This window comes from Candidatus Defluviilinea gracilis (assembly GCF_057138825.1).
Genome location: NZ_DBNHEF010000011.1, coordinates 18,799 through 42,170, shown reverse-complemented (window position 1 = coordinate 42,170; position 23,372 = coordinate 18,799). Strand labels below are relative to the sequence as shown.

Sequence of the window (23,372 nt, the reverse complement as noted above, 5' to 3'; positions counted from 1 at the left end):
CCTCTATTCCGTCACTTCGAACATGCCATTCCAGCCGAGTTCCGCAAACTCCGTCACGTGCGCGTGGAACATGTACATGCCCGGATATTTGTAACTGAATTCGAGAATGCCGCGTTGCGCCTGTCCTTGAATGATCGTGTCGGTAAATTCGGCGGGCGTGAGACTTGTGCCAGTGGGAAAGTATTGAAAAAAGTTTGCGTGCAAGTGGAATGAGTTGATGAGATCGAACTCGAGGATGTTCACGAGATAGATGCGAATCGTTTCGCCGACCTTGATCTGGATCGGATGGTTTTGATAATGAAAAGGAATCGCGTTGACCGCATAAAAATCATTCGCATCATCGAAGTCCACATCAAAGCCGCTCATCACCATCACCATCTCGCGATCCACGCGCGGACGTCCGCCTTTGGGGTCAACGATGAACGTGCCGTAGAGTCCCTTTGCGATGTGACGCGCGAGAGGGAATGCGTGACAATGATAGAGGTGGAGTCCGAACGGTTCCGCATCGAACTCGTAGACGAATGATTCGCCGGGCAACACGTTTCCCCCCGGACCTGAACCTGGTACGCCGTCCATCGAGCCTGGATGAAACCCGTGAAAGTGCATCGTGTGCGGATGATTGCTTCCGTTGGCAAAATTGATTCGTATGCGGTCGCCTTCGGTGGCGCGAAGCGTTGGACCGGGGATGCGTCCGTTGTACGTCCATGCGGGATAAACGATGCCCGGAACAACTTCGATATCCTTGTTGTGCGCGAGGATCTTGTACTCGCGCAGGGTTTGTCCGCTGGGCAGGGTGGAGACTTCGCCGTAATCGAAATCGGTCAGAATGTCGTCAGGATTGAAGCCGTTGGCTTCGTGGTCCACTTCGCCGACAGTGTTGGGCAGTGTGCCATCATGTCCATCGTGTTGCATGGCTGGCGCGGCAAGGACTTTTGTTTTGTTCGCGTGATCGTGGTTCGTGTTTGCAAGCACACCGACACCCGCCGCGCCGAGCAGGGTGAGTCCGCCCGTTTTGAGGAAATCCCTTCGTGTGAATTTAGTAGTCATCGATTCTCCATTTGGGTAACTAAACAAAAATTTAGGTATGCCTAAATTTTAGGAGGAGATGAATAATCTGTCAAGGGCGGATTTGGAATTGGCGAAAATACCCGTCCAAAGATTCTGGTTTCGATCTTGCCAAAATACAGGGTTGACTTTTTGTGGGGGAGTCTGTACAATGCGTTTGTTAGTCCAGTGAATTTACAAAGTCGTCAGACAAATTGTTCTTCTTGTAGTGGCAATCCAAATTCTTGTTGCAGGAAACTTGATGAAAAAGGCTACGCATCAACAAACGAAGCAACACAATCGAGATTTGGTTCTCAGAACGATCTTTGCCAATGACCCGATCAGCCGCGCCGAGATTGCGCGTATCACCCACCTGACCCGCACCACGGTTTCAGATGTTGTGTCTGGCTTGCTTGCCGAAGGTTTGGTGCATGAAGTGGGGCGCGGGGAATCCATTGGAGGAAAATCTCCAATCTTACTGAGCGTCCTTGCAGATTCGCGCTATTTAATCGGACTGAACCTCGCGCAAGATAAATTTATCGGCGCGGTAGTCAATTTGAGGGGCGAAATCAAAGAGACCGTTGAAGTGGGCGTGCACGACGATAACGGGGAAAAAGCGCTCGAACTCGTTTACCAAATTCTTGACCAATTGAAACGAAAAAAATACAAGCCGCTTGTGGGAATTGGAGTCGGCGCGCCCGGCCTAATCAACACGCGCGAGGGAATCATTTTGAACGCGGTGAACCTGGAATGGGAAAATCTTCCGCTTGGTACTCTGCTTCAAAAGAAATATAAGATTCCCGTTCTCGTTCTCAATGACAGTCAAGCAACCGCGATTGGGGAGTATGTGTATGGAAATAAGCACAAGCCGGACGAGAACCTGATCGTTGTCAATGTGAAGTATGGTATCGGCGCGGGGATATTAGTCAACGGGCAATTGTTTCAAGGCGACGGGGGAGGCGCAGGCGAGATCGGTCATGTGGTGATTCAAGAGAATGGCGAATTATGCCGGTGCGGCAAACGCGGCTGTCTGGAAACCATCTCCAGCGCGCGCGCGGTGATGCAGCGCTTGAAAATGGATTCGCTCGATGCGGTTCAATCCGCGTTTGAGGCTGGCGACGCCAAAACGAAAGAGTCCATTGAACGGGCGGCGCGGTATTTAGGCGTCTCTCTTGCAAATTTGATCGGCACACTGAATATTCAGAAAATCGTTTTGACAGGCGATATGACGCTCTTCGGTACGCCGTGGCTGGAAGCTGTTAATCGCGCGATGCAAAACGCCGCGTTAACTCGCATGTCTGAAGGCACTCAGCTTGAATTAGGCACCTTGGATTATCGCGCCTGTATCCTCGGCGCGTCTGCTTTCCTGTTGCAGGATGGCTACTCGCCTTTGTTTGGCGGAGCGCATTAATGACTTTACCGTTAATCCCTCCGCGTGTTGCGCCTCCATTGGATGAAGAATTTCGCCCGGCGGTTTTGGCGCGTCGCGCGTTTCAGAATTCCGTTGAATCTGAGAGCGAGAGGCTGGTGATCGGGCTTGAAAGAAATAACGGAGAGTTTTCTCGAATCGAATTAAAAGTTTTTCCCGAATCGCACTCGAACTTCGGCGCAAATCTTGAATATGTTGAACGCGCTCTCAAGTTTCTCCTCTGGCAACGCGGCGGACACAAGATCTACGTTGGCGGCTCGCGCAAGATCGGCGAGCACATTCGAAATGATTACGCGGCAAACGGCGCTCGGAACTTTGATTACCATTTTATGGGAGATCAAGTCTACGAGCGCGCATTCGAAGTGGTCTTATGCGCTGCGGATGAAGTGCCCGCTTCTTTCGAGAGGGGGAAACTGCTCGGCCGCAACCTGCAAGGTCATCGCATCGGCTTCGACTTGGGCGCATCCGACAGAAAAGTCAGCGCGGTGGTTGGCGGGGTTCCGGTTTTCAGCGAGGAAGTCATCTGGGAGCCGCGCAAACACTCTGATCCCGAATATCACTACAACGAGATCATGCAATCGCTGAAAACTGCCGCGAGCAAACTCCCGCGCGTGGACGCGATCGGCGGCAGTTCCGCTGGCATTTATGTGGATAACCGACCGATGGTGGCTTCGCTGTTCCGGGGGATTCCTGTTGAGCGCTTTAGCGAAATCAGGAACATGTTCCTGCGAATCAGAGACGAGATGGGAGTGCCGCTGGAAGTGATCAATGACGGAGACGTCACCGCGTTGGCTGGCTCGATGTCCATTGAAGATAACGGCATTTTGGGTATTGCCCTGGGTTCGAGCGAGGCGGCGGGTTATGTGAACATGACTGGGCAGATCACCGGCTGGCTAAACGAGCTGGCGTTCGCCCCCATCGACTACAACCCAAACGCGCCGATCGAAGAGTGGTCGGGCGACCGAGGCTGTGGCGCGTCGTATTTTTCACAACAATGCGTTTTCAGGCTCGCGCCCAAAGCGGAGATCGATATCCCATCGAGCCTGACCGACGCCGAGAAGTTGAAATTTGTTCAGAACCTGCTGGATTCGGGATACGGAGGCGCGTTGAAGATCTGGCAAACGATGGGAATTTATTTAGGCTATGGCATTGCTCACTATGCCGAGTTTTACGACCTCAAGCATGTTTTGATTTTAGGCCGGTGCACCTCGGGACGAGGCGGAAATCTATTGTTGGAAGGCGTGATCAACGTGTTCGAAACCGAATTCCCCGAACTTTTGAAGAAAATAGAAATTCATTTGCCCAGCGAGAAATTACGCCGCGTGGGTCAATCCATTGCGGCGGCAAGTTTGCCGGTCATAGAACAGGCGCAGGCATGAAATTTTCTCTGAATACGGCTGAAGTTTTTATCCCGGACGGCGTGGCTGAGGAGCAGGCGCTGGGACGCACAACGCATTTATGCCTTGCCGCGCATCAGGACGATATTGAGATCATGGCGGCGCAACCGATCTTGGAGTGTTTTCAACAAGGCGATAAATGGTTCACAGGCGTTGTTGTCACGGATGGTCGAGGGTCTCCGCGCGATAGCCTTTATAAGGATTACACAGACGATGAGATGCGGGCTGTGCGTTTTCATGAACAACGCAAGGCGGCATATGTGGGCGAGTTCTCCGCGCAAATCATGTTGGACCTGCCCAGCGCCACACTTAAGGACGCGTCTCGACAGGAACCCATCGAAGATTTTGTGGAGATCTTGCGCGCCACAAAACCGAACTATGTGTACACCCATAACCTTGCGGACAAGCATGATACGCATATCGCGGTTGTTCTGAGGGTGGTGGAAGCCATCCGCCGACTGGACCCGGCTGAACGTCCCGAGAGACTCGTGGGGTGTGAGGTCTGGCGCTCGCTCGATTGGATGATCGATCCAGATAAGGTGTTGATGAATACCTCCGCCCATGAAAATCTCCAGTTCGCTTTGTTGGGCGTCTTTGATTCGCAGATCGTCGGCGGGAAGCGGTACGACCTCGCTTCGATGGGGCGCCGCCGCGCCAACGCCACATATTTTGAATCGCACGGCGTAGATGCGACACACGGGCTTTCGTATGCAATGGATATGACTCCTTTGATCGCCGAAGAGTCGCTTGACCCGGCTGTTTTTGTGCGGGAGTTTATTCATCGTTTTGCGCAGGATGTTGATACTCGTATTCGCCAGATGAACTGACTTTTCTTTATTTATCCTGTTCATGCGGCAGAAAGGAGATCGATCGAAGAGCATAGTATTTCAATTTGCGTATTCAACCGATGTTTGAAAAACTACAAGGAGAAGAAAAAAATGAACAAGAAACTGTTTACGTTGCTTTCAGTTTTGGTGTTGGTCAGTATGATGTTGACCGCCTGCGGTGGCGCGGCTCAGCCAAAAACCTTGAAGATCTACCTGCTCGATTACACCCCCGACACCATCGCGTGGTTGAAGAGCGATATCAACCCGGCGTTTGAAAAGGCTCACCCGGGCGTGACGGTCGAGATCACCGAAGGCTCATGGTCGGGTTGGGATACGACCTTTGCCGGTTTCTTCGCCGCGGGCGAAGGTCCCGACATCATTAACCTCGGCTCTGAAATGAACACGCTCTACGGCAAGAATCTTGCCGATATGGATCCGTACCTTGGCGCTGGCGCCTGGAGCGAGATCAGTAACTTCGGTCCCGCGCTCGAAAATGCCAAGTACGAAGGCAAACTGCGCGGTCTGCCGATCTTCACCGCTCCTCGTTACGTTTTCTGCCGTTCCGATCTTGCGACCGGCACGCTTCCGCCGAAGAGCTTTGCGGATTGGATTTCGTTCACGAAAGCCAACACAGTGATCGACCCCGCCACCAACTCGTTGACCCAACAGGCGCTTCACCCGGTGGATGCGGCTACCATGGCTGACTGGCAGTGGTGGTTGTTGGTCTTCTACTCTCTCGGCGGCCAACTTTATAAAGCCGATGGCTCGCCCAACTTCGATTCCCCGGAAGCGCTGGCGACCACCCAATTCCTGCTCGATCTGCGACAGGCTACCTACGGTCCCGCTTCAGATGCGGTTGGCGCGCTTCCTGCTGGCCAAGGCTCCGTCATTGATGTGGACGACGCCACGGGTAAGAACAACGGGGTGATCTGCCTTGCCCACTCCGGCTGGGCGGCTCCCGCGTTTGATCGCCCCGTCTGGGAAAATATTTCCATTGAACCGTTCTACGGCGATCCGGCGAACTTCCCCAACAGCAAACCGGTGGTGCTTGCGTTCAACGACTGGCTTGCAGTCGCGGATTACAGCCCGAACAAGGAACTCGCGGCGGATTGGTTGAAACTTGCCTTCAGCAAGGAAGGCAACAACAAGTGGAACGAGACCATGGGTCTCATCCCTGCCCGCAACGACTCGCAATACGGCTACGTGACCGACTCTCCGCAACTGCAACGCGAAGCGGAATTGGCGGCGGAATATGGCGTGGGCTTCGCTGGAATCAAGGAAGCCGCAAAATTGTCCACCATCATGCAAGACGCGCTGGGCAAATTGGTGACCGAAGAGCTCACTCCTGAAGAAGTCAACCAGACGATTCAGGAACAATACTCTGCGGCGCTCGCCGAATAAGAAAAGATCTAAGTGAGTTGGGCGGGGAGTCCTCCCCGCCCAACTCTCCCCTCGTACCTCGAGGAGTATGCCATGCTGGAAAACCCATATATCAATGTGTTGATCGTGGCGGTATTGACCGTTGCGCTCATTGTATCTGCCAGTTATGGTTTGGGTTTCCTTGCCCGTTCGATCGTCCGGGCGCGCGGCGCCACGCCCAAACAGCAAGAAAGCGCCTTTGCGGGTTATTTTTTCGCCGCACCCTGGATCGTTGGCTTCATCATATTTGTCGTTGTACCCCTGTCTTTTTCTTTATACTGGAGTTTCACCGATTATCGCATCGCCTCCGGCGCGCCGGCAACCTGGAAAGGGATCGAAAATTACCGCGACATCCTCCTCCATGATACTGGTTTCCGCGCCTCGCTTGTCAACACCTTGTATCTGACCTTGATCGGCTTGCCATTACAGATGGGAGTGGCGTTATTCCTTGCCGTGCTGTTGAACCAAAAGATGAAAGGCGAGCGCGTTTTCCGAATGGCGTTTTACTTGCCGGTGATCCTCGGCTTTAACACCGCCGTATTGCTGTGCTGGCGTTTGATGTTGAATACCGGCACGGGTATTGTTAACCAGATCATTCGCGCGATATCCACTTCCGTTCCGCCCTTTGGAGTATTCAGTCGCGCGCTGATCCTCGTCCAGGAAGTTGTCACCGCGTTCTTTTTAGGGATGAATACGGGGAAATACAACCTGCTGACAAAAGTGCTTGAAGCGGGTTTCCCTGCCGACAACCGCGTTCCGCTTTGGGTCCAGAGTCCATTGTGGACGAAAATGTCCGTAATTTTACTCATGGTCTGGGGATGCGGCACAATGATGCTGATCTTCCTCGCCGGTTTGAACAACATCCCCAAAGAATTGCACGAAGCCGCCGAAGTGGATGGCGCGACCGCCTGGCAAAAATTCTGGAGAATTTCCTTCCCCCTGCTCACCCCGTATATTTTCTATAACCTGGTCGTTGGGTTGATCGGCTCCCTGCAGATCTTCGAGCCGATCTTTGTCCTTTACCGTGATAACGAGCCGATTGTCTCTTCGACGATCTCAATGGTCTACTATCTATGGGAAACGAGTTTCAGCCATTTTGAGATCGGGTATGGCTCTGCCATTTCGTGGGTCATTCTTGTCATCATCCTCATTTTTACGCTTATCCAGTTCAAGCTTCAAGACCGCTGGGTAACCTACGATGTGTACTAGGCAGGCAAAATGAAAAGATACTTCCCCATCCTCAAAGGCATTTTGCTGTACGCCTTGCTCACCGGCGCAACCATCCTAATGAGCTTCCCCTTGTTTTGGATGATCTCATCCTCGCTTAAAACCGTGGAAGAAACGAACTCTCCGGGCATCGTCTGGATTCCAGACCGCCCAACTCTCGAAGCCTACATCGATATTTTTCAGAATGAAAATTTTGTGCGCTCCTATTTCAACTCCGTGTTCTACGTAACGCTGGCATTGGCAGGCACATTGATTTCGATCGCCGCCGTGGCATATGCCTTCAGCCGCGTGGAATGGCCCGGGCGAAACATCGTATTCTTCCTCATGCTCTCCACCATGATGATTCCGCCGCAAGCGCTTATCGTGCCGCAGTACGTGTTCTTCAATAAACTGGACTGGATCGGCACCTTCAACCCGCTTATTATTCCGGGCTACTTCGCCGGCGGCGCGGCGATGGTCTTCTTATTGCGTCAGGCAATGGCGCAAATCCCCAAAGAATTGGACGAATCCGCGTTCGTAGACGGCGCAAACCACATCCAAATCTGGTGGGAGATTATCCTGCCGCTGGTTAAAGCGCCGCTCGCCACCGTGGCAACCTTCCTTTTTGTCGGCATGTGGAACAACCTGCTCACCCCGCTTATCTATCTGCAAACCATCGACCTGTACACCCTGCCCGTATACGTGTCCACCCTATACAACATCAACCTGACGACGCAACCGTGGCCCACCATCATGACCTCGGCAGTGCTGACCACCGTGCCTCTCATCGTTGTCTTTTTCCTTGCCCAGCGCTACATTCTCGAAAGCGTAGTGGTCTCTGGCTTGAAAGGATAAGCGTGGACATCGAACATCTCATCGGGCAAAAACTATTATTCGCGTTTCACGGCAAAGAGACCCCCTCGCCTGAAATTATCGAAGCGTTCCAAAAATACCACCCCAGCGGGATTTCATACTTCCGCAGTTTAAATATCGGGACTCCCTCCCAAGTGCGCGAGTTGACCAACGCCCTGCAACGCCTCGCGCGCGACCTCGACCTGCCTCGCCTCCTCATCGCTACCGACCAGGAAGGAGGGCAGTTGATGGCGGTGGGCGACGGCACGCCCCTGCCCGGCAATATGGCGTTGGGCGCCACACGCTCCGCAGAACTCGCGCGCAAAGCGGGCGAAGTGCTCGGGCGCGAATTGTCCGCGCTGGGCATCAACGTCAATTATGCGCCCTGCGCCGATGTGAACATCAACCCGCAGAATCCCGTTGTGGGCGCGCGCTCCTTTGGCGAAGATCCTCGTCTGGTTGCGGAGCTGACCGCGGCCATGATCGAAGGAATTCAATCGCAAGGAGTTGCCGCCACGGTCAAGCACTTCCCCGGTCACGGCGATACCGCCAGCGACACGCACCACGGGCTTGGCACTGTGCCACACTCTCTCGAACGACTTCGCGCCGTAGAATTGCCTCCTTTTATCGCCGCCTTCAAAGCGGATGCCAAAATGGTGATGACCGCGCACCTCGGAATCACTTCGCTGGACGGCGCAAACCCTCCTCCCGCCACCTTATCTCCCAACATCATCAACGGTCTACTGCGCCGCGATTTCGGCTACGATGGTGTCGTTGTCACCGACGCGATGGACATGAAAGCGATTCGTCAGGGCGAGGCTTTGCGCGAGGAATCTGTGCGCGCGGTGAAAGCGGGCGCAGACTTGTTGCTCAATACCAGCGACCCACAAGATCAGACCCGCGCGTTCGAAGGCCTGATGGAAGGATTCAAGTCTGGTCAACTCACGCTGGGCGAGTTGGAAGCGTCCGCCGCGCGGATCTCACGCTTGAAACAATGGATCGCCGAGAATTCAGCCTCGCATGATCTCGCGGTAATTCGATCTGCCGAACACATGCGGGTTGCTCAAGAGATTGCGGAGAAATCCATCACACTGGTGCGCGATCGTGAAAAGTATTTGCCGCTCAAACTCGAATCGGACCAACGCATTGCGGTGATCGTTCCCCAGCCAAAAGACCTGACGCCAGCGGACACGTCATCGTACATTCAGCCTAAACTGGCAGAGTCTATTCGGGACTATCACGCTCGCACAGATGAGTTCGTCATCCCGTATTCGCCCACTGAGGCAGAATCGGCCTCAGTGTTGGGGCGTGTCCGTGAATATGATGTGATCGTCGTTGGCACGATCAACGCCTATGCCGAAGAGAAGCAAGCCGGGTTTGCGCGCGCGCTCTTGAATCTTGGCAAGCCCACGATTGTGATCGCCATGCGTCTCCCGTATGACCTTGCCGCCTTTCCGCAAGTCTCCGCGTACGTTGCCGCGTACGGCATTATGGAGCCGTCCATGCGCGCCGTCGCGAAAGCCTTGTTTGGCCGCATCCAGATGACCGGCCGACTACCGGTATCCATACCCACTGTCGGGTGAAGCGCGGAGTCCCGTCTACATAATTTCTCTGAATCGATCGAAGTGGAATAGTGAATGTCCTGTCGGATTCGCGCTCTTGCGAATCTTGTTACGCAACTCATGCGTCATATTACACAGGAAGGTTGCGGGCGAGTTGCCGAAGCGCAGTGTGCGCTGCCGCTTGATAAGACAACCTGAAAGGAGCGAGTAAGGAAACCATTGCGTCAAAAGTAACCGGAAGTCTGTTTGTAACGTGTTCAAAATATATAGGAGAAGAAATGCAAAAGAAACTGTTCGTTTTGTTATCTGCTTTGATTTTGGCGAGCCTTGTGCTCTCGGCTTGCGGCACCCCCGCGCCTACCGAGGCGCCTGCCACAGAAGCGCCAGCCACTGAGGCTCCCGCTACCGAGGCGCCTGCGACTGAGGCTCCCGCCACAGAAGCGCCAGCCGCTGAAGTGACCCTCACCCTGGGCTCCTGGCGCGTGGATGATGTTGCCGCCTGGGACGTGATCAATGCCGCGTTCCACGAGAAATATCCCAACATCACCGTCAAATTCGACCCGACCAACCCGCCCGATTACAATGCCACGCTTCGCACCCAACTCGAGACCGGCACAGGTCCCGACTTGTTCTTCGTGCGTTCCTTCGCAACCGGGCGCGAACTGTTCGATGCGGGTTACATCGCTTCTTTGAAAGACCTGCCCGGCATCAACGATAGCTTCACTGCCGCTTCCCGCGCTCCGTGGGCGACCGATGACGGCGAGCCGTATGCGGTGCCGATCATCGCCGTATCTCATGGCATTTACTATAACAAAGACCTCTTCGCCGCCAATGGCATTGAGATTCCCGCCACTTGGGAAGACCTGATGGCCGCCGCCAAGACCCTGCAAGACGCGGGCGTGATACCGTTTGCGAACGGGACAAAAGACGCCTGGGATATCAACGAAGTTGTGATGATGCAACTCATCCCCAGCGATATCGGCGGTTACGATGGGCGCATGGCGTACCTGAACGGCGAACGCTGTTTCAACAGCGACGAAATGGTCGCCGCCTTCCAGCAGATTGCCGATCTGAAACCCTACCTGCCGACAGGCTTTGAAGCGGTCAGTTACTATGACGCCAGCCAGCTTTTCGCGCAGGGACAAGCCGCCATGTTATTCGACGGCTCTTGGAGCATCGGTCCGATCAAGAAAGACGCCACCGACTTTGAGTGGGGCGTGTTCTACCCGCCCGCGCTCGCAGGCAAAGACACCTATGTGTCCTTCCATACCGATGCCGCTGTCGGCGCGAACGCCGCATCCCCGAACCTCGAATCGGCCATGCTCTTCCTTGAGTTCCTCGAATCGCCTGAATTTGCCGGATTGCTTGGCGATAACCTGCCAGGCTTCTTCCCGCTGACCAAGGAGATTCCGACCCTCAGCGACCCGATCAGCGCCGACTTCATGGCGTTCAACAAAGCCGCCAAAGGCGTGGACATTCGCTTCGTGTGGGAAAAACTCCTCGCCGCGCCCTCCGGCAGCGTGGATGCCTACACCTCCCTCAACAACAACGTGATCGCCGTGTTGAAGGGCGAGAAGACCCCGAAGGAAGCCGCCGACGCTTTCAATGCTGATGTGGCGGCTTGGTACGAACCTGCCGCGGCTTGCAAGTAATCAGCCGTTTCAGCGTACAATAAAAGGCAGGGATGGGTTTCCCATCCCTGCCGATTGTATAACCATAAAAAGTAGAGACCATGACTCGCGCGCCAGACCTGTTCAGCGTAAAGAACCGCCAAAAAATTACATGGCTCTTATTCCTATTGCCCGCCGTGGCAATGTACCTCGTGTTCATGGCGGGACCATTGTTCGACTCACTGCGCTTGAGCCTGTATCAAGGGGAAGGCTATAACCCGACAACGTTTGTCGGCTCGCAAAATTACAGGGACTTATTTACCAACCCATTATGGCGCGAGAAATTTTTCAACGCGTTTACCAACACCTGCGTCTTTTTCGCCATTCACATGCTTGTGCAAAATACGCTTGGCTTGTTGTTCGCCAACCTGCTCTCGTCGGAATTTCGAGGCAGGAATTTCTTTCGCACAGTGATCTTTGCCCCCGCGACTTTATCGGTGCTGGTCACTGGCTTTTTATGGACGTTGATCCTCAACCCGAACTGGGGCGCGGTAAATAAGACGCTCATCGCCATGGGGTTAAGGGAATTGGCGCTCCCCTGGCTTGGACGCGAAAACCTCGCCCTCCCGGTTATTTCTCTGACCTCGGTCTGGCAATGGGTGGGCATGCCCACGGTAATGTTCCTCGCCGGGCTGATGGGTATCTCGGACGAATTGCTCGAAGCCGCCCGTATCGACGGCGCATCGGAGTGGAATATCTTCTGGAAGATAAAGTTCCCGCTTCTGAAACCGGTGATCGGCGTGGTCACCATTTTGACCTTCGTGGATAACTTCAACGCTTTCGATGTCATCTATGCCATGGCAGGCGCGAAAGGCGAACCATCGTATTCAGCCGATTTGTTGGCGACCCTGTTCTACCGCACGGGGATCGCGGGCGAACACCCTGTCGGCATTCCAAATATGGGCATGGGCGCGGCAATCGCCACCCTGACGTTTGCCATTCTAATGACGGGCGTCCTGTTCTGGCTGTATTTCTCTCGCAAGCAGGCGACGGAATAGGAGGCGCGCGATGCGTTTGAATAAACCCCAACTGCTATTTACTTATATTGTTCTTGGCATTTGGTCGCTTATCGTCCTGTTCCCGATCTGGACTCTCGTGGTAAATTCCTTCAAACCGCAGAAGCAGATTTTCAAAGACCCGTTCGGGTTGCCGGAAACTTTCACGTTAGACGGCTATCGCGAAGCTTGGAATAACGGACGGTTCGACCTGTATTTCATCAACACCCTCATTGTGACGGCGATCGCGCTCGGGCTGATCCTCTTCATCGGCTCGATGGCGGCGTACGCGCTCGCAAAGTGGAAATCGCCGGTCTCCAGTTTCCTGTACGTATTTTTCATCGCCGGTTTGATGATTCCCATCCGCCTCGGCACGCTCGACCTCGTGCGGCTGATCAAGGCGCTCAATTTGCAGGATACTTATTGGAGTCTCATCCCTGTGTATGTTGCCATGGGGATGCCAATCGCAACCTTCGTGTTGACCGCCTTCATCAAAGAGTTGCCCGGCGAAATGTTCGAGGCGGCGAAGATAGACGGCGCGACCGAATGGCAGGTGTATTCCCGCATCGTCCTGCCGCTTATGCGCCCCGCGCTGGCGACGGTGGCGATCTTCAACATGATAAAAATCTGGAACGACTTTTGGTTCCCGCTCGTGTTCATCCGCGCGGAGGAATCGCGCACGGTGGCGCTGGGCGTCTCTCTGCTCTTCGGGCAATATCGCACCGACTGGACGCGCGCGCTTGCCGTCCTCTCGCTGGCGGCGGTGCCTATGCTGATCTTGTATATGATCCTGGCGCGCGAATTCATCAAAGGGCTTACCGCCGGGGCTGTGAAAGGCTAGGCATGAACGGCAGGGAACGCATGGCGCTTGCCATGCGCCACGAAGAAGCCGACCGTGTCCCGGTCATGTGCCAATTGGCGTTGGGACATTATTTTTTAAACGCCGGTCTTGCCCCGCATGAAATCTGGTTCAGCAGTGAAGGCTTTGCCGAAGCCCTCGTCACGATGCAAAGGCGCTATCAATTCGATGGGATTTTGATCAACCTGCCGGGGCGACCCCGCGGATTTTTGAACCAGATCAAAAGCGTAGAGAAGACGAAGAAGGGCGAACTTGTGACGTGGAAAAACGGGCACGTGACCGTCATCCCTTGGGATGACAACGCCCAATACGTTTACACCGCCCGCCCCGATCTCACACCTCGCGCCGACTTGGGGGTGCTTGATCCAGACCATTTGGAGGATGTTGACCAATTCCCCGGCTATCTCTGGAATACCTATCATGTGCCGTGGATCGAGGGCAAAGCGGATACCGGGTTGCTGAACGAAATCCCCGATTATTTTTTTGATACGATCGACCTTGTCCGCGAGAAAACAAGAGGCGAAGTTTCGGTGCATGGCGAAGTTTTCTCGCCGTTCACGCATTATCTCGAGTTGTTTGGATACATGAACGCGATTATCGGATTAGTGAAGAGCAAGGAGAAGGTGAAGGCGTTGTTGGACCGTCTCACAGACGCGACGATTGCCTGGGCGGTCGCTCAAGCCCGACATGGGGTTGACGCGGTGCTTATTTCATCCGCGTTTGCGGGCGGCGGGTTCTTATCCCCAAAGATGTACGCGGAATACATCCTTCCGTATGAACAAAAATTGGCAGACGCCGTTCGCGCTTGCGGCGCGCCGGTGTACACGCACACGTGCGGCAAGATCGGCGACCGACTCGATCTAATGGAGCAGACGCATACGATGGGCATTGACACGCTCGACCCGCATCCGCTTGGCAACGTGGAATTGGCAGATGCGAAGAAGGGCGTGGGTCAGCGGATGTTTTTGAAGGGCAATATGAATTCGGTGTCGCTTCTTGAATACACTACAAAGGAACAAGTGATCGCCGAAGCGACGGAACGGATTATTATCGGCAAGCCGGGCGGCGGATATATTTTGAGTTCGGCGTGTTCGATCGCGCCGCGCGTGGAACCGTGGAAGATCGAACTGTTCGCCCCGCTTGCCGAGGAAATTGGACGGTACCACACATGACGCTGTATTCCGAGATTAACGAACAACCTGAACGGATCAAACGCTTGCTTGCCTCGCAGAGAAAGAACATTGAGCGTGTTGCGACTGCCATTCGAAAACACGGTGTTGACTATGTCTTTCTCGCCGCGCGCGGGACTTCGGATAACGCGGGCAGGTACGCGAATTATCTGCTCGGCGCAATGAATGGATTGCCACTCGCGCTGGCGACTCCGTCGCTGTTCACGTATTACAACCGCCCGCCGAAACTAAAAAACGCCCTGGTTGTTGGTATTTCGCAATCGGGCGCGTCGCCTGATATTGTGGCGGTATTGGAAGAGGGGAAGAAGCAGGGGTGCCTGACGCTTTCGATCACAAATGAGTCAAACTCGCCGCTCGCGCATGTCTCTGACTTCGTGCTGGATATTCAAGCGGGCGCGGAGAAAGCCGTCGCCGCGACGAAGACCTACACCACTGAGTTGATGACGGTTGCGATGTTGTCTGCCGCGCTGAACGGAAATCAAAAGCAATGGGGCGAGTTGAAACAGGTTGCAGGTTGGATGAAATCTGTTTTGAAGCATCACGATTATATTTCCGAGGCTGTGCAGCGCTATCGCTACATTGACCAGACCGTTGTGCTGGGGCGGGGATTCAATTACGCCACCGCGTTCGAGTGGGCGTTGAAGTTGAAAGAGTTATCGTACATCATCGCCGAGCCGTACTCCTCCGCCGACTTTGCGCACGGACCGATCGCGCTGGTGGAGAGCGGCTACCCCGTCTTTGCCGTCGCGCCGAAGGGGAAGGTGTTTAATTCGATGTTGCAGATGCTTCAACGGTTGAAAAAAGATATTTCAGCGGAATTGGTTGTGATCTCGAACGATAAACGCGCGTTATCGCTTGCTCAAATTCCCCTGTCCATTCCCGCCGATGTGCCAGAGTGGCTTTCGCCGCTGGTCACAATTTTGCCAGCGCAATTGTTCGCCTATCATCTCACACTGGCAAAGGGATTCGATACCGAAAAGCCGCGCACGATCCATAAAGTGACGAAGACGAAATAATTTATTGAGTCATGTCATGCTGAGCCCTTCGACAGGCTCAGGATAAACTCCGCGAAGCATCTCAGACGCGACAAGCAGAGACCCTTCGGTCGTGGCGCGAAGCGCCACTCCCTCAGGGTGACATTCAACTACCTTCTTGGTCTCATCCATCGTCCACCCATCACGAGAGACAATAAAACGAACACAATTGCAATCCACGAAAACGCGGTGTTGTCGGTGGATAGTCCAATGGTGAGGAAGACGAGTCCAAGCGCGAGAAAAATTATCGAGGAGTTTTTGCGGTTCATAGGCGGAATTATACTTTTGCGCATCATGGTTCAGCCTTAATAAATTTGTCTTTGAATTGAAAGTTGTGCGATAATGAATCAAATCTCTACGCGAGGTGATTCATGCGAGTCTGCATTCTCTCCGATGAAAAGATCGAAGACTTCAACCCGACGCAATTCATGGAAGGGTATGACTGGGAATTTGTCACGATGACGAATCCCATCATCGATACGTTGCGCGCGCTCGATGCCCGCCATGAATTCGATGTGTATATCAACTTGTGCGAAGGCTATGAAAAAGACGATCACGACGAAGAAGGCTACGAGGGAGTCGATGTGATCAAAGCGTTGGAAGAGTTGAACCTTCCGTTCACAGGCGCGGACTCAACATTTTTCGACCCGACGCGCGAGCAGATGCAAGCCGCCGCCGACGCGCACGGGGTTGGATTCGCCAAAGGATACCGGGTCAGTTCGCCCGTCGAAGCGAAGCGACTTGTCGAGGGACTGCGATATCCGATCATGGTGAAGCATCCACAGAGCTATGGAAGCACGGGAATGATCAAAGAGTCGCGGTGCGATTCGCTCGAAGAAGTGCTGGCGCAAGTGGAGCGCGTCTGCAAAGAATATGGCGCAGCGCGGATGGAGGAATTTATCGTCGGCAGGGAGTTCAATGTGCTGGTCGTGGATAACCCCGATGACTTCAGCAAGCCGATCGCGTATCCGCCGACCGAGTTGGTGTTTCCGCCCGGCGAAGAATTTTGGCACACGGTTGTGAAATGGGACACGTCGCTCCCGTTCAACTTTGCGCGCGTCGCTGACCCTGAGTTGATCCCGCGCTTGCAAGATATTGGCGTGCGGATGTATCAAGCCATCGGCGCGGTGAGTTATGGGCGTTGCGATGTGCGGATGAATGAACGCGGCGAGATGTTCATCCTTGAGATCAACCCGAACCCCGCGATCATGCTTCGCCCCGATGAGTTCGGTCCCGCTGATTTTATGATCCTGTACGACGAGGGCGGTTACAAAGTTTTCTTCGACCGCATGTTCCGCGTGGCAAAACTGCGACAGGCAATGCGCGCGGCGCGTTGAGGCTGTATGCGTGTCTGCCTGTTGACCGACGAAAAGGTCGAGGATTTCAACCCTGAGGTTTACTTCAAAAATTACGATTGGGATTATGTCACGGTTGCTCCGCCCGTAACCGAGTTCATAACCGAGTTGTCACACTCGCGCCATTATGATGTGTACTTGAATATTTATGAGGGGGAGGATGCAAAGGAGAGTTCGGGTTTGCAATTCGTTCAAGCGCTTGAGAAATTGAACCTTCCGTTCACAGGCGCGGAGTCGAAATTCTATCGTTCCACGCGGGAGGAAATGCAAGCGGCGGCGGAGGCGTATCAAATCCGTTTTGCGCGCGGATTCCATGCCGAGTCGCTCGAAGATTTGAAACAGGCGGATGGACTTTCGTATCCCTTGATCGTGAAGCATCCGAATAGTTTTGCCAGCGCGGGATTAACGAAGGAATCGCGCGTGACGAATCCTGATGAATTACGAATCCAATTTGAGCGAATGTCCGAAGCCTACGGATCAGCCCGCGTGGAGGAGTTTATCGAAGGGCGGGAGTTCTCTTGTCTGGTCGTTGAAAACGCGGACGATGCCCAGTCTCCGTTTGCATATTCCCCGGCGGAAGTGTTGTTCCCTGAAGGCGAAACCTTTTTACACGAAGCCGCCAAATGGTACAGTTTTGATATTTTTGTTATCCCGCTGAATGACGATGCGCTCACCGCTCGAATTCAAGATGTGTGCCGCAAATTTTTCCTTGCCATGGATGGGAACGGATACGCGCGGCTTGACCTGCGCGTGAGACCGAACGGCGAGATCGTGATCATCGAGATCAATCCCAACTGCGGAATTTTGTATTACGGTCCCAACGACCGCAGTCACTCCGACTTGCCGATCTCATGGGACGCGGCGGGGCATGACGGTTTTCTGGATCGTATTTTTCGCGCCGCGATCAAGAGGCGGGCGATGAGGGCGGGTTCTTGAATCAAAACCTTAGCCACGGATTTCACAGATTAGCGCGGATTTTTTTTAATCTGTGTGAATCCGTGTAATCCGTGGCAGGAAGTTCATTCTTGGGTAGGAGATTTACTTTAACTGCGATTCTAAAAACTCCAATACGGCTTTCGCATCTTCGCCGCCTGCTTTGGCGTGGGCGATCAAAGGGATGCCGTGCGGTCCCGGTGTGTTGATTGCCTCAGGGTAGGCGGTCAGCGCGGCTTTGACGATCTCCAAATTGCCCAGCATCGCGGCGACAAAAAGATCAATTCTCGCGCCATGCTCCAGTAAAAAGTTGGCGATATCTTTTCTGCCCATGTGACCAGCCGCTCCGAGAGCGGATTCAAAGTCGCCGCCGCCCCAGTCCCATGTTGCGTTGACGAGGGCGGGTTCCTGCGCGAGCAACTCTTTCACGCGGTTCAAGTCGCTGTGCGCAACAGCGACAAATTCCTGAACAAGTTTTGATTCGAGCGCGGGTTTGGTGTCCATTTTTCTCCTTGATATTAGACCCTATCGGAAATAATTTTTAGGACGCAGATGAACGCTGATTCACTCCGATTAAAAGAGAGAAAAAATCTGCGCTTTCTGCGTTTTTCAGCGTCCAACTTTGTCTTATTACCGACAAAGTCTTGCGATGGGATCAATGAATTTTTTTCACTTCGGAATATTTGCTTGAATTGTCAAACTGTCCATCTTTCAATGTTGCGTTGAAGAAAGAAAGCAAGTAGTCATTTACAATCCTTGTCACGAGTTTCCCGTTGATCGGACCTTTCAGTCCAAGTTGCGGGGCGAGAGGAGAAAGCAGAGGCAGGTCGGTGAAATCGTAATGGGCAGTCCCCTCAATTTTGATCACGCCGAAGGGTTGTTTGACGTTTGGATAAAACCGATTGAACAATTCGTTGTTGCGGCTGTCAACCTCGTCTGCCCAGACCTGACTGAACATGAAGAACGACGGTTGAGTCACTCCGTTGTCAATCACTTCGTATGAAACGGGACGCATGAACGGGTCCATGCCGAGCAGGGCGATGCAACGCGAGTCCGTGCCGCAGAATTGGATCGCCGCGCCGCCTCCGGTGGAATGTCCGTAGACGCCGACGTGGGAGAGATCAAGTTTGTCTGCAAACGGAGTTTGCGAACTGCTATTCATCACGGCTAACACGTCGAGCGTGTACCCCAAGTCGCCAGCCCATTGATTAACCAATTTTTGCGCGGTCGCTTCGTACTCCGCGGTGGGAGTTTCGTCGGGAGGCAATGCCGACGGGTTGTTCAACGCCACGTCGCCATTTGGGAAAACCGTCACGACCGCGCCGTAGGTGTGTTGCACGCCGACCACAACGTATCCGTGACTGGCGAGTTCAAGGGCTTGCTCGGTGTTCTGCGCGTTGAATCCGTTCCAACCGTGTGAAAATAGGATCACGGGATACGATTTCTCTCTACGGGCAACTTCAGTTTCTTTGTATGCGGGGATTTTTACCAACGCAAGATGATCGAGGAAAAACGAAGGCAGACCGATGTGGCTCGCAATTGCGGGCGCGTAAATCTTTGCGTCCGTCATCCACGGCGCGCGCTTGGCGGATGAGTCCGCTTCAGACGGGTACCAAATTTGAATCATGAAGCGACGCGCTTCGTCTTTGCCCGAATAGATCTCGCGGCGCGAGTCATCCGTCAATTCGTAGATGCGCGTGCCGACGGCGGTGTAAGGTCCGCTGGGATTGGCGATGCGCGGAACAGGCAGAAGGATAGGAAGAGCCGTCGCGAGTGCGAGCAGGATGAACGTTAGAAATGAAGCGATGCACTTTATTTCCACATGAAAGATGACAAGAATCGAAAAGATGATCGTCAGCGCATACAATGGAATCATCTGCCAGCGATAACCTTCAACAACAAAATGGATCAGAATCAACGCGAGCGCGAGTAGCGGCAGATAACGAACCATCATTGGGCGCGGCGCGCGCCATAGCAGATGAACGGCGAGCAGGATGGGTGTGATGATCTCAAGTAATCGCATGGCACGATTGTACATGAAATCCCGCGTTGCTGTCGGAGCGTCGCGCAGACCCCGACGAATAAAGTTCGGGCGGGGTACAATCGGCGCATGTTCATCTCATTTGCGTTCAGCATTTTTCTTTCCGCGTTTCTTCTTTTTCAGATCCAACCGTTGATCGGAAAATTTATCTTGCCGTGGTTCGGTGGCGCGCCCGCCGTGTGGACAACGGCGATGTTATTTTTTCAAGCCTTGCTCACAGGCGGGTATGCGTACGCCTATTGGCTCATTCGCCGCGTGAAAATACATTTGCAAACTTCCATCCACATCGCGTTGATTCTTTTTTCCATCGCGGTTCTAATCGCCCTTTCGTTCGCATGGACATCGCCCATCACACCCGACTCAAGTTGGAAGCCGCAAAACGTCGCCGCGCCGATCATCCATATTTTCACATTGCTCAGTGTGTCCGTCGGCTTGCCATATTTCATTCTCGCCGCGAACGGCCCGCTCATGCAGGCATGGTTTAGCCGAATCTTTCCAAGCCAATCCTACGCGCGTTTATATTCGTTATCGAATCTCGGATCACTGCTCGGCTTGCTCGCCTACCCCGCATTGATCGAACCTTTGTTGACATTGCGCGCGCAAGGATGGATGTGGTCAATCGGATTCGCGCTCTTTGGACTCTTCGCTGTTTGGATCGCGATTCGCTCACGACGCGCGTCGCCTCTTTCCCCAGTGGAAGTTGATTCGCCCTCGTCGAGCGGACGCCCATCCCCAGCCTTGTTCACGCTATGGCTGGCGTTGAGCGCGACCGCGTCGCTGTTTCTGCTTTCGGTCACGAACCAAATTTCGCAAGAGGTGGCAGTGATTCCCTTCCTGTGGATTTTGCCGCTGACCATTTACTTGCTATCGTTCATCTTGACCTTTTCAGGGCGCGGCTACCATCGAAAGATTTATTCCATCTTATTTTTCATCTCCCTCGCGTTGACCCTGTTCGTCATGCTCAATGCGACCGCGTTGCATATCTACTGGCAGATCGGCGCGTATTGCCTGTTGTTATTCGCCGCGTGTATGTTGTGTCACGGCGAGTTATATCTCCTCCGCCCCGACGCCGACCACCTGACAACTTTTTATCTGATGGTCTCCATCGGCGGCGCGTTAGGCGGACTGTTCGTTAGCCTCATTGCCCCCGCCATCTTCAACGGCTACTGGGAGTTCTTCGTCGGTCTGGCAATGACGGTTGCCATCGCGTTGACCGTTCTGCGCGACATCAGGCATGTCACCCTGAGCGCCAGCGAAGGGTCTCTACTTTCGGGAGTAAGCCGCTCCTCGGTTGCAGAACTCCAATCCCTGAAAGTGACACAGAAAGCAAGATTTGTTTTTGTCATATTCGCGCTTGTCACTCTTATGCTGGCTGTGTTGAGCAACGTCTACTCTGGCGCATTGTATTCCAAGCGAAATTTCTACGGCGTGATTCGTGTGCGCGGCATTTCGCTGGAAGGCTCGAACGAACCTGCGCTCGTCATGTCGCATGGGATCACCGTGCACGGACTTCAATTCACAAATCCAAGTCTGCGCGACATGCCCACTACGTACTATGTCCGCGATGGTGGAGCGGGGCTGGCGATCTTGAATCATCCGAAATACGGGAAGAACATGCGCGTCGGCTTGCTCGGTCTCGGCGTGGGGACTCTTGCGACTTACGGTCAACCCGGCGACGTGTATCGTTTGTATGAAATCAATCCAGTGGTCATTGATCTGGCAGAAGGGCAGGGAGATTATTTTTCGTTCTTGAAAGACAGCGAGGCGAACATCACAACCGTCCTCGGCGATGCGAGAATATCCCTCGAGCGCGAACTTGCCGAAGGGGAGGCGCAAAATTTCGATGTGCTTGTCTTGGACACATTCAGCAGTGACTCGATCCCCGTTCACCTCGTCACGAAAGAAGCCTTTGCGTTGTATCTCGAACATCTCGCCCCTGACGGCATCATTGCCGCGCACATCACGAATTTACATCTCGATCTGCAACCCGTGTTCTGGCAATTAGCAAAGTTTTATGGCTTGAGCATGGTGCGCGTCAACTACGAAGGCGACGAAAACGGCGGCTATGCCTCTCATTGGATTCTTCTCGCCCGCGACCCTGCGGTGCTTGCAAGTCCTGCTATTCAAGATCACGCTGTTGATTTGAGCGGATATTCTACTGACATCCAATTATGGACGGATGATTACAGCAATCTGTTTCAGATTTTGAAGTGAATGCGGGTGACAGTCGTTGGTTTGTGTTAGTGGTAGATGGGATAGAAAAAGCATGTGAGGGTGGAAGATGCTTGCCGAAGCCACAGAATCCCCTCTATGAGTTGGCTCCGTGTTAGCTCGAAATTCGCTTTGAAGATTATTTCTTGTTTCGCTGTAAATCGGTATATAACGGAGATCTCCGAATTATTCTGTGTCTCATTAAATACCGAATGTCGTTTAAACTATCGTGACTAAGTTGATGGTGATAATAATTTATGTATTCAAGGAACGCAAAAATAAAAAGCGCATTTGCCCCAAGCGAAACTCGAAAATTTATGAATGGCATTAGTTCACTGCTTGTCGCTGCTATGGGGTAAATTAATAATAGAGCAATATTTGCCGTGTTGAAAAACAAGAAGGTTTGTCGAAAATAAGGCGGCAATGATATTTCATTATTAACGATAGTCTGAAGTTTTAGATGCCAATAAAAAACGCCTTGCATTAGAATAAAGCAAACAATGAACATGCCGAACGCATAAGGTTGCCAGTTTTTGACACTGAACAACGTGAGAACCCTGTACAAGAAAATAGGCAAGAGGAAAATATTTACAAGCTCCCAGTTGCGAAGATAAAGTAAACGGCTAACAATGGTTTGGCGACTCATAACCTAATCGCCTTGATTTGAAATGGTCGTCATTTGTTTTAAATAGCCACTCCCATCACCGCCACATAATGCGCGGCGGCGGCAAATAGCACAAAAATGTGCCACATCTCGTGGAAGCCGAAGACACCGGGCTTGAAGTTGAAAATTTTCGTGATGTACACAACCGCGCCGAGCGTGTACAGCACGCCGCCGATGATGAGCCACGTCAGCACCCAGGCGGGCAGAGCCGCGAGCATTTGTCCCGCCGCGGCGAGCGCGAGCCAGCCCATTACGAGATAAATCCCCGCGTTCAGCCAGCGCGGCGCGCGGATGTAAAACACCTTGACGATGATCCCGATCAACGCCAGAGACCAGATGATGGTCAACATGCCCCACTTCCAGAAGCCTTCGAAGGCGTTGACGCAAAATGGCGTATACGTCCCTGCGATGAGCAGGTAGATGGCGGCGTGGTCCACTTTGCGAAAAATTTCCAGCGCGCGGTCTTTCACGCGCACCATGTGGTACGTCGCGCTTGCGGAAAACATGGCGATGAGACTCACGCCGTAAATTGCGAGCGAGATAATTTTGGCGGGCGTGTCCCAGCCGATGATCAACAGCGCGACCAGCCCTCCAAGCGCGAACAACGCGCCCGCCCAATGGGTGAGACTATTTACGGGCTCACGAAATATTTTCGACATTCTTTCTCCTTGCTTGGCTACTGCC

General features: G+C 53.4%; 19 protein-coding genes. 15 read left to right on the top strand and 4 right to left on the bottom strand.

All coding sequences use genetic code 11. From position 1 onward, the window contains the following. Window positions 1-3: 3 nt before the first annotated feature. Complete coding sequence (locus AC16KF_RS01275; protein WP_484035471.1) at window positions 4-1,047, bottom strand: multicopper oxidase domain-containing protein; 1,044 nt, start codon at window positions 1,045-1,047, stop codon at window positions 4-6. A gap of 259 nt (window positions 1,048-1,306) precedes the next feature. On the opposite strand from AC16KF_RS01275, the gene AC16KF_RS01270 reads away from it, so the two are divergent. From AC16KF_RS01270 to AC16KF_RS01205, 14 genes are all read left to right on the top strand, one after another. Further along, window positions 1,307-2,455 carry an ROK family protein gene (locus AC16KF_RS01270; protein ID WP_484035470.1) on the top strand — a complete coding sequence of 383 codons (1,149 nt, stop codon included), beginning with the start codon at window positions 1,307-1,309 and terminating at the stop codon, window positions 2,453-2,455. Further along, a complete protein-coding gene (locus AC16KF_RS01265) occupies window positions 2,455-3,852 on the top strand; it encodes an ROK family protein (protein WP_484035469.1) in 1,398 nt (465 codons plus the stop codon). The genes AC16KF_RS01270 and AC16KF_RS01265 overlap by 1 nt, the downstream gene beginning before the upstream one ends. After that, complete coding sequence (locus AC16KF_RS01260; protein ID WP_484035468.1) at window positions 3,849-4,697, top strand: PIG-L deacetylase family protein; 849 nt, start codon at window positions 3,849-3,851, stop codon at window positions 4,695-4,697. Before AC16KF_RS01265 ends, AC16KF_RS01260 begins: the two co-directional genes overlap by 4 nt. A 111-nt stretch (window positions 4,698-4,808) precedes the next feature. After that, window positions 4,809-6,098, top strand: a complete 1,290-nt coding sequence (locus AC16KF_RS01255) for a sugar ABC transporter substrate-binding protein (protein ID WP_484035467.1) — start codon at window positions 4,809-4,811, stop codon at window positions 6,096-6,098. A 72-nt stretch (window positions 6,099-6,170) separates the two neighbouring features. Next, window positions 6,171-7,325, top strand: coding sequence for a carbohydrate ABC transporter permease (locus tag AC16KF_RS01250; protein WP_484035466.1), 1,155 nt, complete (start codon window positions 6,171-6,173; stop codon window positions 7,323-7,325). A gap of 9 nt (window positions 7,326-7,334) precedes the next feature. After that, the gene (locus AC16KF_RS01245) at window positions 7,335-8,177 is read left to right on the top strand and encodes a carbohydrate ABC transporter permease (RefSeq protein ID WP_484035465.1); all 843 of its coding nucleotides are present in this window, start codon (window positions 7,335-7,337) and stop codon (window positions 8,175-8,177) included. A gap of 2 nt (window positions 8,178-8,179) precedes the next feature. After that, on the top strand, window positions 8,180-9,757 hold the full coding sequence (locus AC16KF_RS01240) for a glycoside hydrolase family 3 protein (protein WP_484035464.1): 1,578 nt from the start codon (window positions 8,180-8,182) through the stop codon (window positions 9,755-9,757). 257 nt (window positions 9,758-10,014) lie between these two features. Then, complete coding sequence (locus AC16KF_RS01235) at window positions 10,015-11,388, top strand: ABC transporter substrate-binding protein (RefSeq protein ID WP_484035463.1); 1,374 nt, start codon at window positions 10,015-10,017, stop codon at window positions 11,386-11,388. An 80-nt stretch (window positions 11,389-11,468) separates the two neighbouring features. Then, entirely contained in the window at window positions 11,469-12,404 is a 936-nt protein-coding gene (locus tag AC16KF_RS01230) for a carbohydrate ABC transporter permease (RefSeq protein ID WP_484035462.1), read from the top strand. 10 nt (window positions 12,405-12,414) lie between these two features. Continuing rightward, window positions 12,415-13,242, top strand: a complete 828-nt coding sequence (locus AC16KF_RS01225; protein WP_484035461.1) for a carbohydrate ABC transporter permease — start codon at window positions 12,415-12,417, stop codon at window positions 13,240-13,242. Between the two features lie 2 nt (window positions 13,243-13,244). Further along, a complete protein-coding gene (locus AC16KF_RS01220) occupies window positions 13,245-14,432 on the top strand; it encodes a uroporphyrinogen decarboxylase family protein (protein WP_484035460.1) in 1,188 nt (395 codons plus the stop codon). Further along, window positions 14,429-15,466: an SIS domain-containing protein gene (locus AC16KF_RS01215; protein WP_484035459.1), complete on the top strand. Its 1,038-nt coding sequence runs from the start codon at window positions 14,429-14,431 to the stop codon at window positions 15,464-15,466. Before AC16KF_RS01220 ends, AC16KF_RS01215 begins: the two co-directional genes overlap by 4 nt. A 389-nt stretch (window positions 15,467-15,855) precedes the next feature. After that, window positions 15,856-16,821 (top strand): D-alanine--D-alanine ligase family protein, encoded by a 966-nt coding sequence (locus tag AC16KF_RS01210; RefSeq protein WP_484035458.1) that lies wholly within the window; start codon window positions 15,856-15,858, stop codon window positions 16,819-16,821. A 6-nt stretch (window positions 16,822-16,827) separates the two neighbouring features. Further along, a complete protein-coding gene (locus tag AC16KF_RS01205) occupies window positions 16,828-17,775 on the top strand; it encodes a D-alanine--D-alanine ligase family protein (protein ID WP_484035457.1) in 948 nt (315 codons plus the stop codon). 102 nt (window positions 17,776-17,877) lie between these two features. On the opposite strand, the gene AC16KF_RS01200 is transcribed toward AC16KF_RS01205, so the two are convergent. Both AC16KF_RS01200 and AC16KF_RS01195 read right to left on the bottom strand, forming a co-directional pair. Continuing rightward, on the bottom strand, window positions 17,878-18,276 hold the full coding sequence (locus tag AC16KF_RS01200; protein WP_484035456.1) for an ankyrin repeat domain-containing protein: 399 nt from the start codon (window positions 18,274-18,276) through the stop codon (window positions 17,878-17,880). A gap of 151 nt (window positions 18,277-18,427) precedes the next feature. After that, complete coding sequence (locus tag AC16KF_RS01195; protein WP_484035455.1) at window positions 18,428-19,810, bottom strand: alpha/beta hydrolase; 1,383 nt, start codon at window positions 19,808-19,810, stop codon at window positions 18,428-18,430. A gap of 72 nt (window positions 19,811-19,882) precedes the next feature. On the opposite strand from AC16KF_RS01195, the gene AC16KF_RS01190 reads away from it, so the two are divergent. Next, window positions 19,883-22,027: a spermidine synthase gene (locus tag AC16KF_RS01190; protein ID WP_484035454.1), complete on the top strand. Its 2,145-nt coding sequence runs from the start codon at window positions 19,883-19,885 to the stop codon at window positions 22,025-22,027. Between the two features lie 681 nt (window positions 22,028-22,708). Here AC16KF_RS01190 and trhA read toward each other — a convergent pair. Continuing rightward, on the bottom strand, window positions 22,709-23,347 hold the full coding sequence (gene trhA, locus AC16KF_RS01185) for a PAQR family membrane homeostasis protein TrhA (protein WP_484035453.1): 639 nt from the start codon (window positions 23,345-23,347) through the stop codon (window positions 22,709-22,711). Between the last annotated feature and the right edge of the window lie 25 nt (window positions 23,348-23,372).

Bases quoted from the DNA above. Each gene is read 5' to 3' on its own strand.
- AC16KF_RS01275 (WP_484035471.1), bottom strand. From the start codon at position 1,047: ATGACTACTAAATTCACACGAAGGGATTTCCTCAAAACGGGCGGACTC.
- AC16KF_RS01270 (WP_484035470.1), top strand. From the start codon at position 1,307: ATGAAAAAGGCTACGCATCAACAAACGAAGCAACACAATCGAGATTTG.
- AC16KF_RS01265 (WP_484035469.1), top strand. From the start codon at position 2,455: ATGACTTTACCGTTAATCCCTCCGCGTGTTGCGCCTCCATTGGATGAA.
- AC16KF_RS01260 (WP_484035468.1), top strand. From the start codon at position 3,849: ATGAAATTTTCTCTGAATACGGCTGAAGTTTTTATCCCGGACGGCGTG.
- AC16KF_RS01255 (WP_484035467.1), top strand. From the start codon at position 4,809: ATGAACAAGAAACTGTTTACGTTGCTTTCAGTTTTGGTGTTGGTCAGT.
- AC16KF_RS01250 (WP_484035466.1), top strand. From the start codon at position 6,171: ATGCTGGAAAACCCATATATCAATGTGTTGATCGTGGCGGTATTGACC.
- AC16KF_RS01245 (WP_484035465.1), top strand. From the start codon at position 7,335: ATGAAAAGATACTTCCCCATCCTCAAAGGCATTTTGCTGTACGCCTTG.
- AC16KF_RS01235 (WP_484035463.1), top strand. From the start codon at position 10,015: ATGCAAAAGAAACTGTTCGTTTTGTTATCTGCTTTGATTTTGGCGAGC.
- AC16KF_RS01230 (WP_484035462.1), top strand. From the start codon at position 11,469: ATGACTCGCGCGCCAGACCTGTTCAGCGTAAAGAACCGCCAAAAAATT.
- AC16KF_RS01225 (WP_484035461.1), top strand. From the start codon at position 12,415: ATGCGTTTGAATAAACCCCAACTGCTATTTACTTATATTGTTCTTGGC.
- AC16KF_RS01220 (WP_484035460.1), top strand. From the start codon at position 13,245: ATGAACGGCAGGGAACGCATGGCGCTTGCCATGCGCCACGAAGAAGCC.
- AC16KF_RS01215 (WP_484035459.1), top strand. From the start codon at position 14,429: ATGACGCTGTATTCCGAGATTAACGAACAACCTGAACGGATCAAACGC.
- AC16KF_RS01210 (WP_484035458.1), top strand. From the start codon at position 15,856: ATGCGAGTCTGCATTCTCTCCGATGAAAAGATCGAAGACTTCAACCCG.
- AC16KF_RS01205 (WP_484035457.1), top strand. From the start codon at position 16,828: ATGCGTGTCTGCCTGTTGACCGACGAAAAGGTCGAGGATTTCAACCCT.
- AC16KF_RS01200 (WP_484035456.1), bottom strand. From the start codon at position 18,276: ATGGACACCAAACCCGCGCTCGAATCAAAACTTGTTCAGGAATTTGTC.
- AC16KF_RS01195 (WP_484035455.1), bottom strand. From the start codon at position 19,810: ATGTACAATCGTGCCATGCGATTACTTGAGATCATCACACCCATCCTG.
- AC16KF_RS01190 (WP_484035454.1), top strand. From the start codon at position 19,883: ATGTTCATCTCATTTGCGTTCAGCATTTTTCTTTCCGCGTTTCTTCTT.
- trhA (WP_484035453.1), bottom strand. From the start codon at position 23,347: ATGTCGAAAATATTTCGTGAGCCCGTAAATAGTCTCACCCATTGGGCG.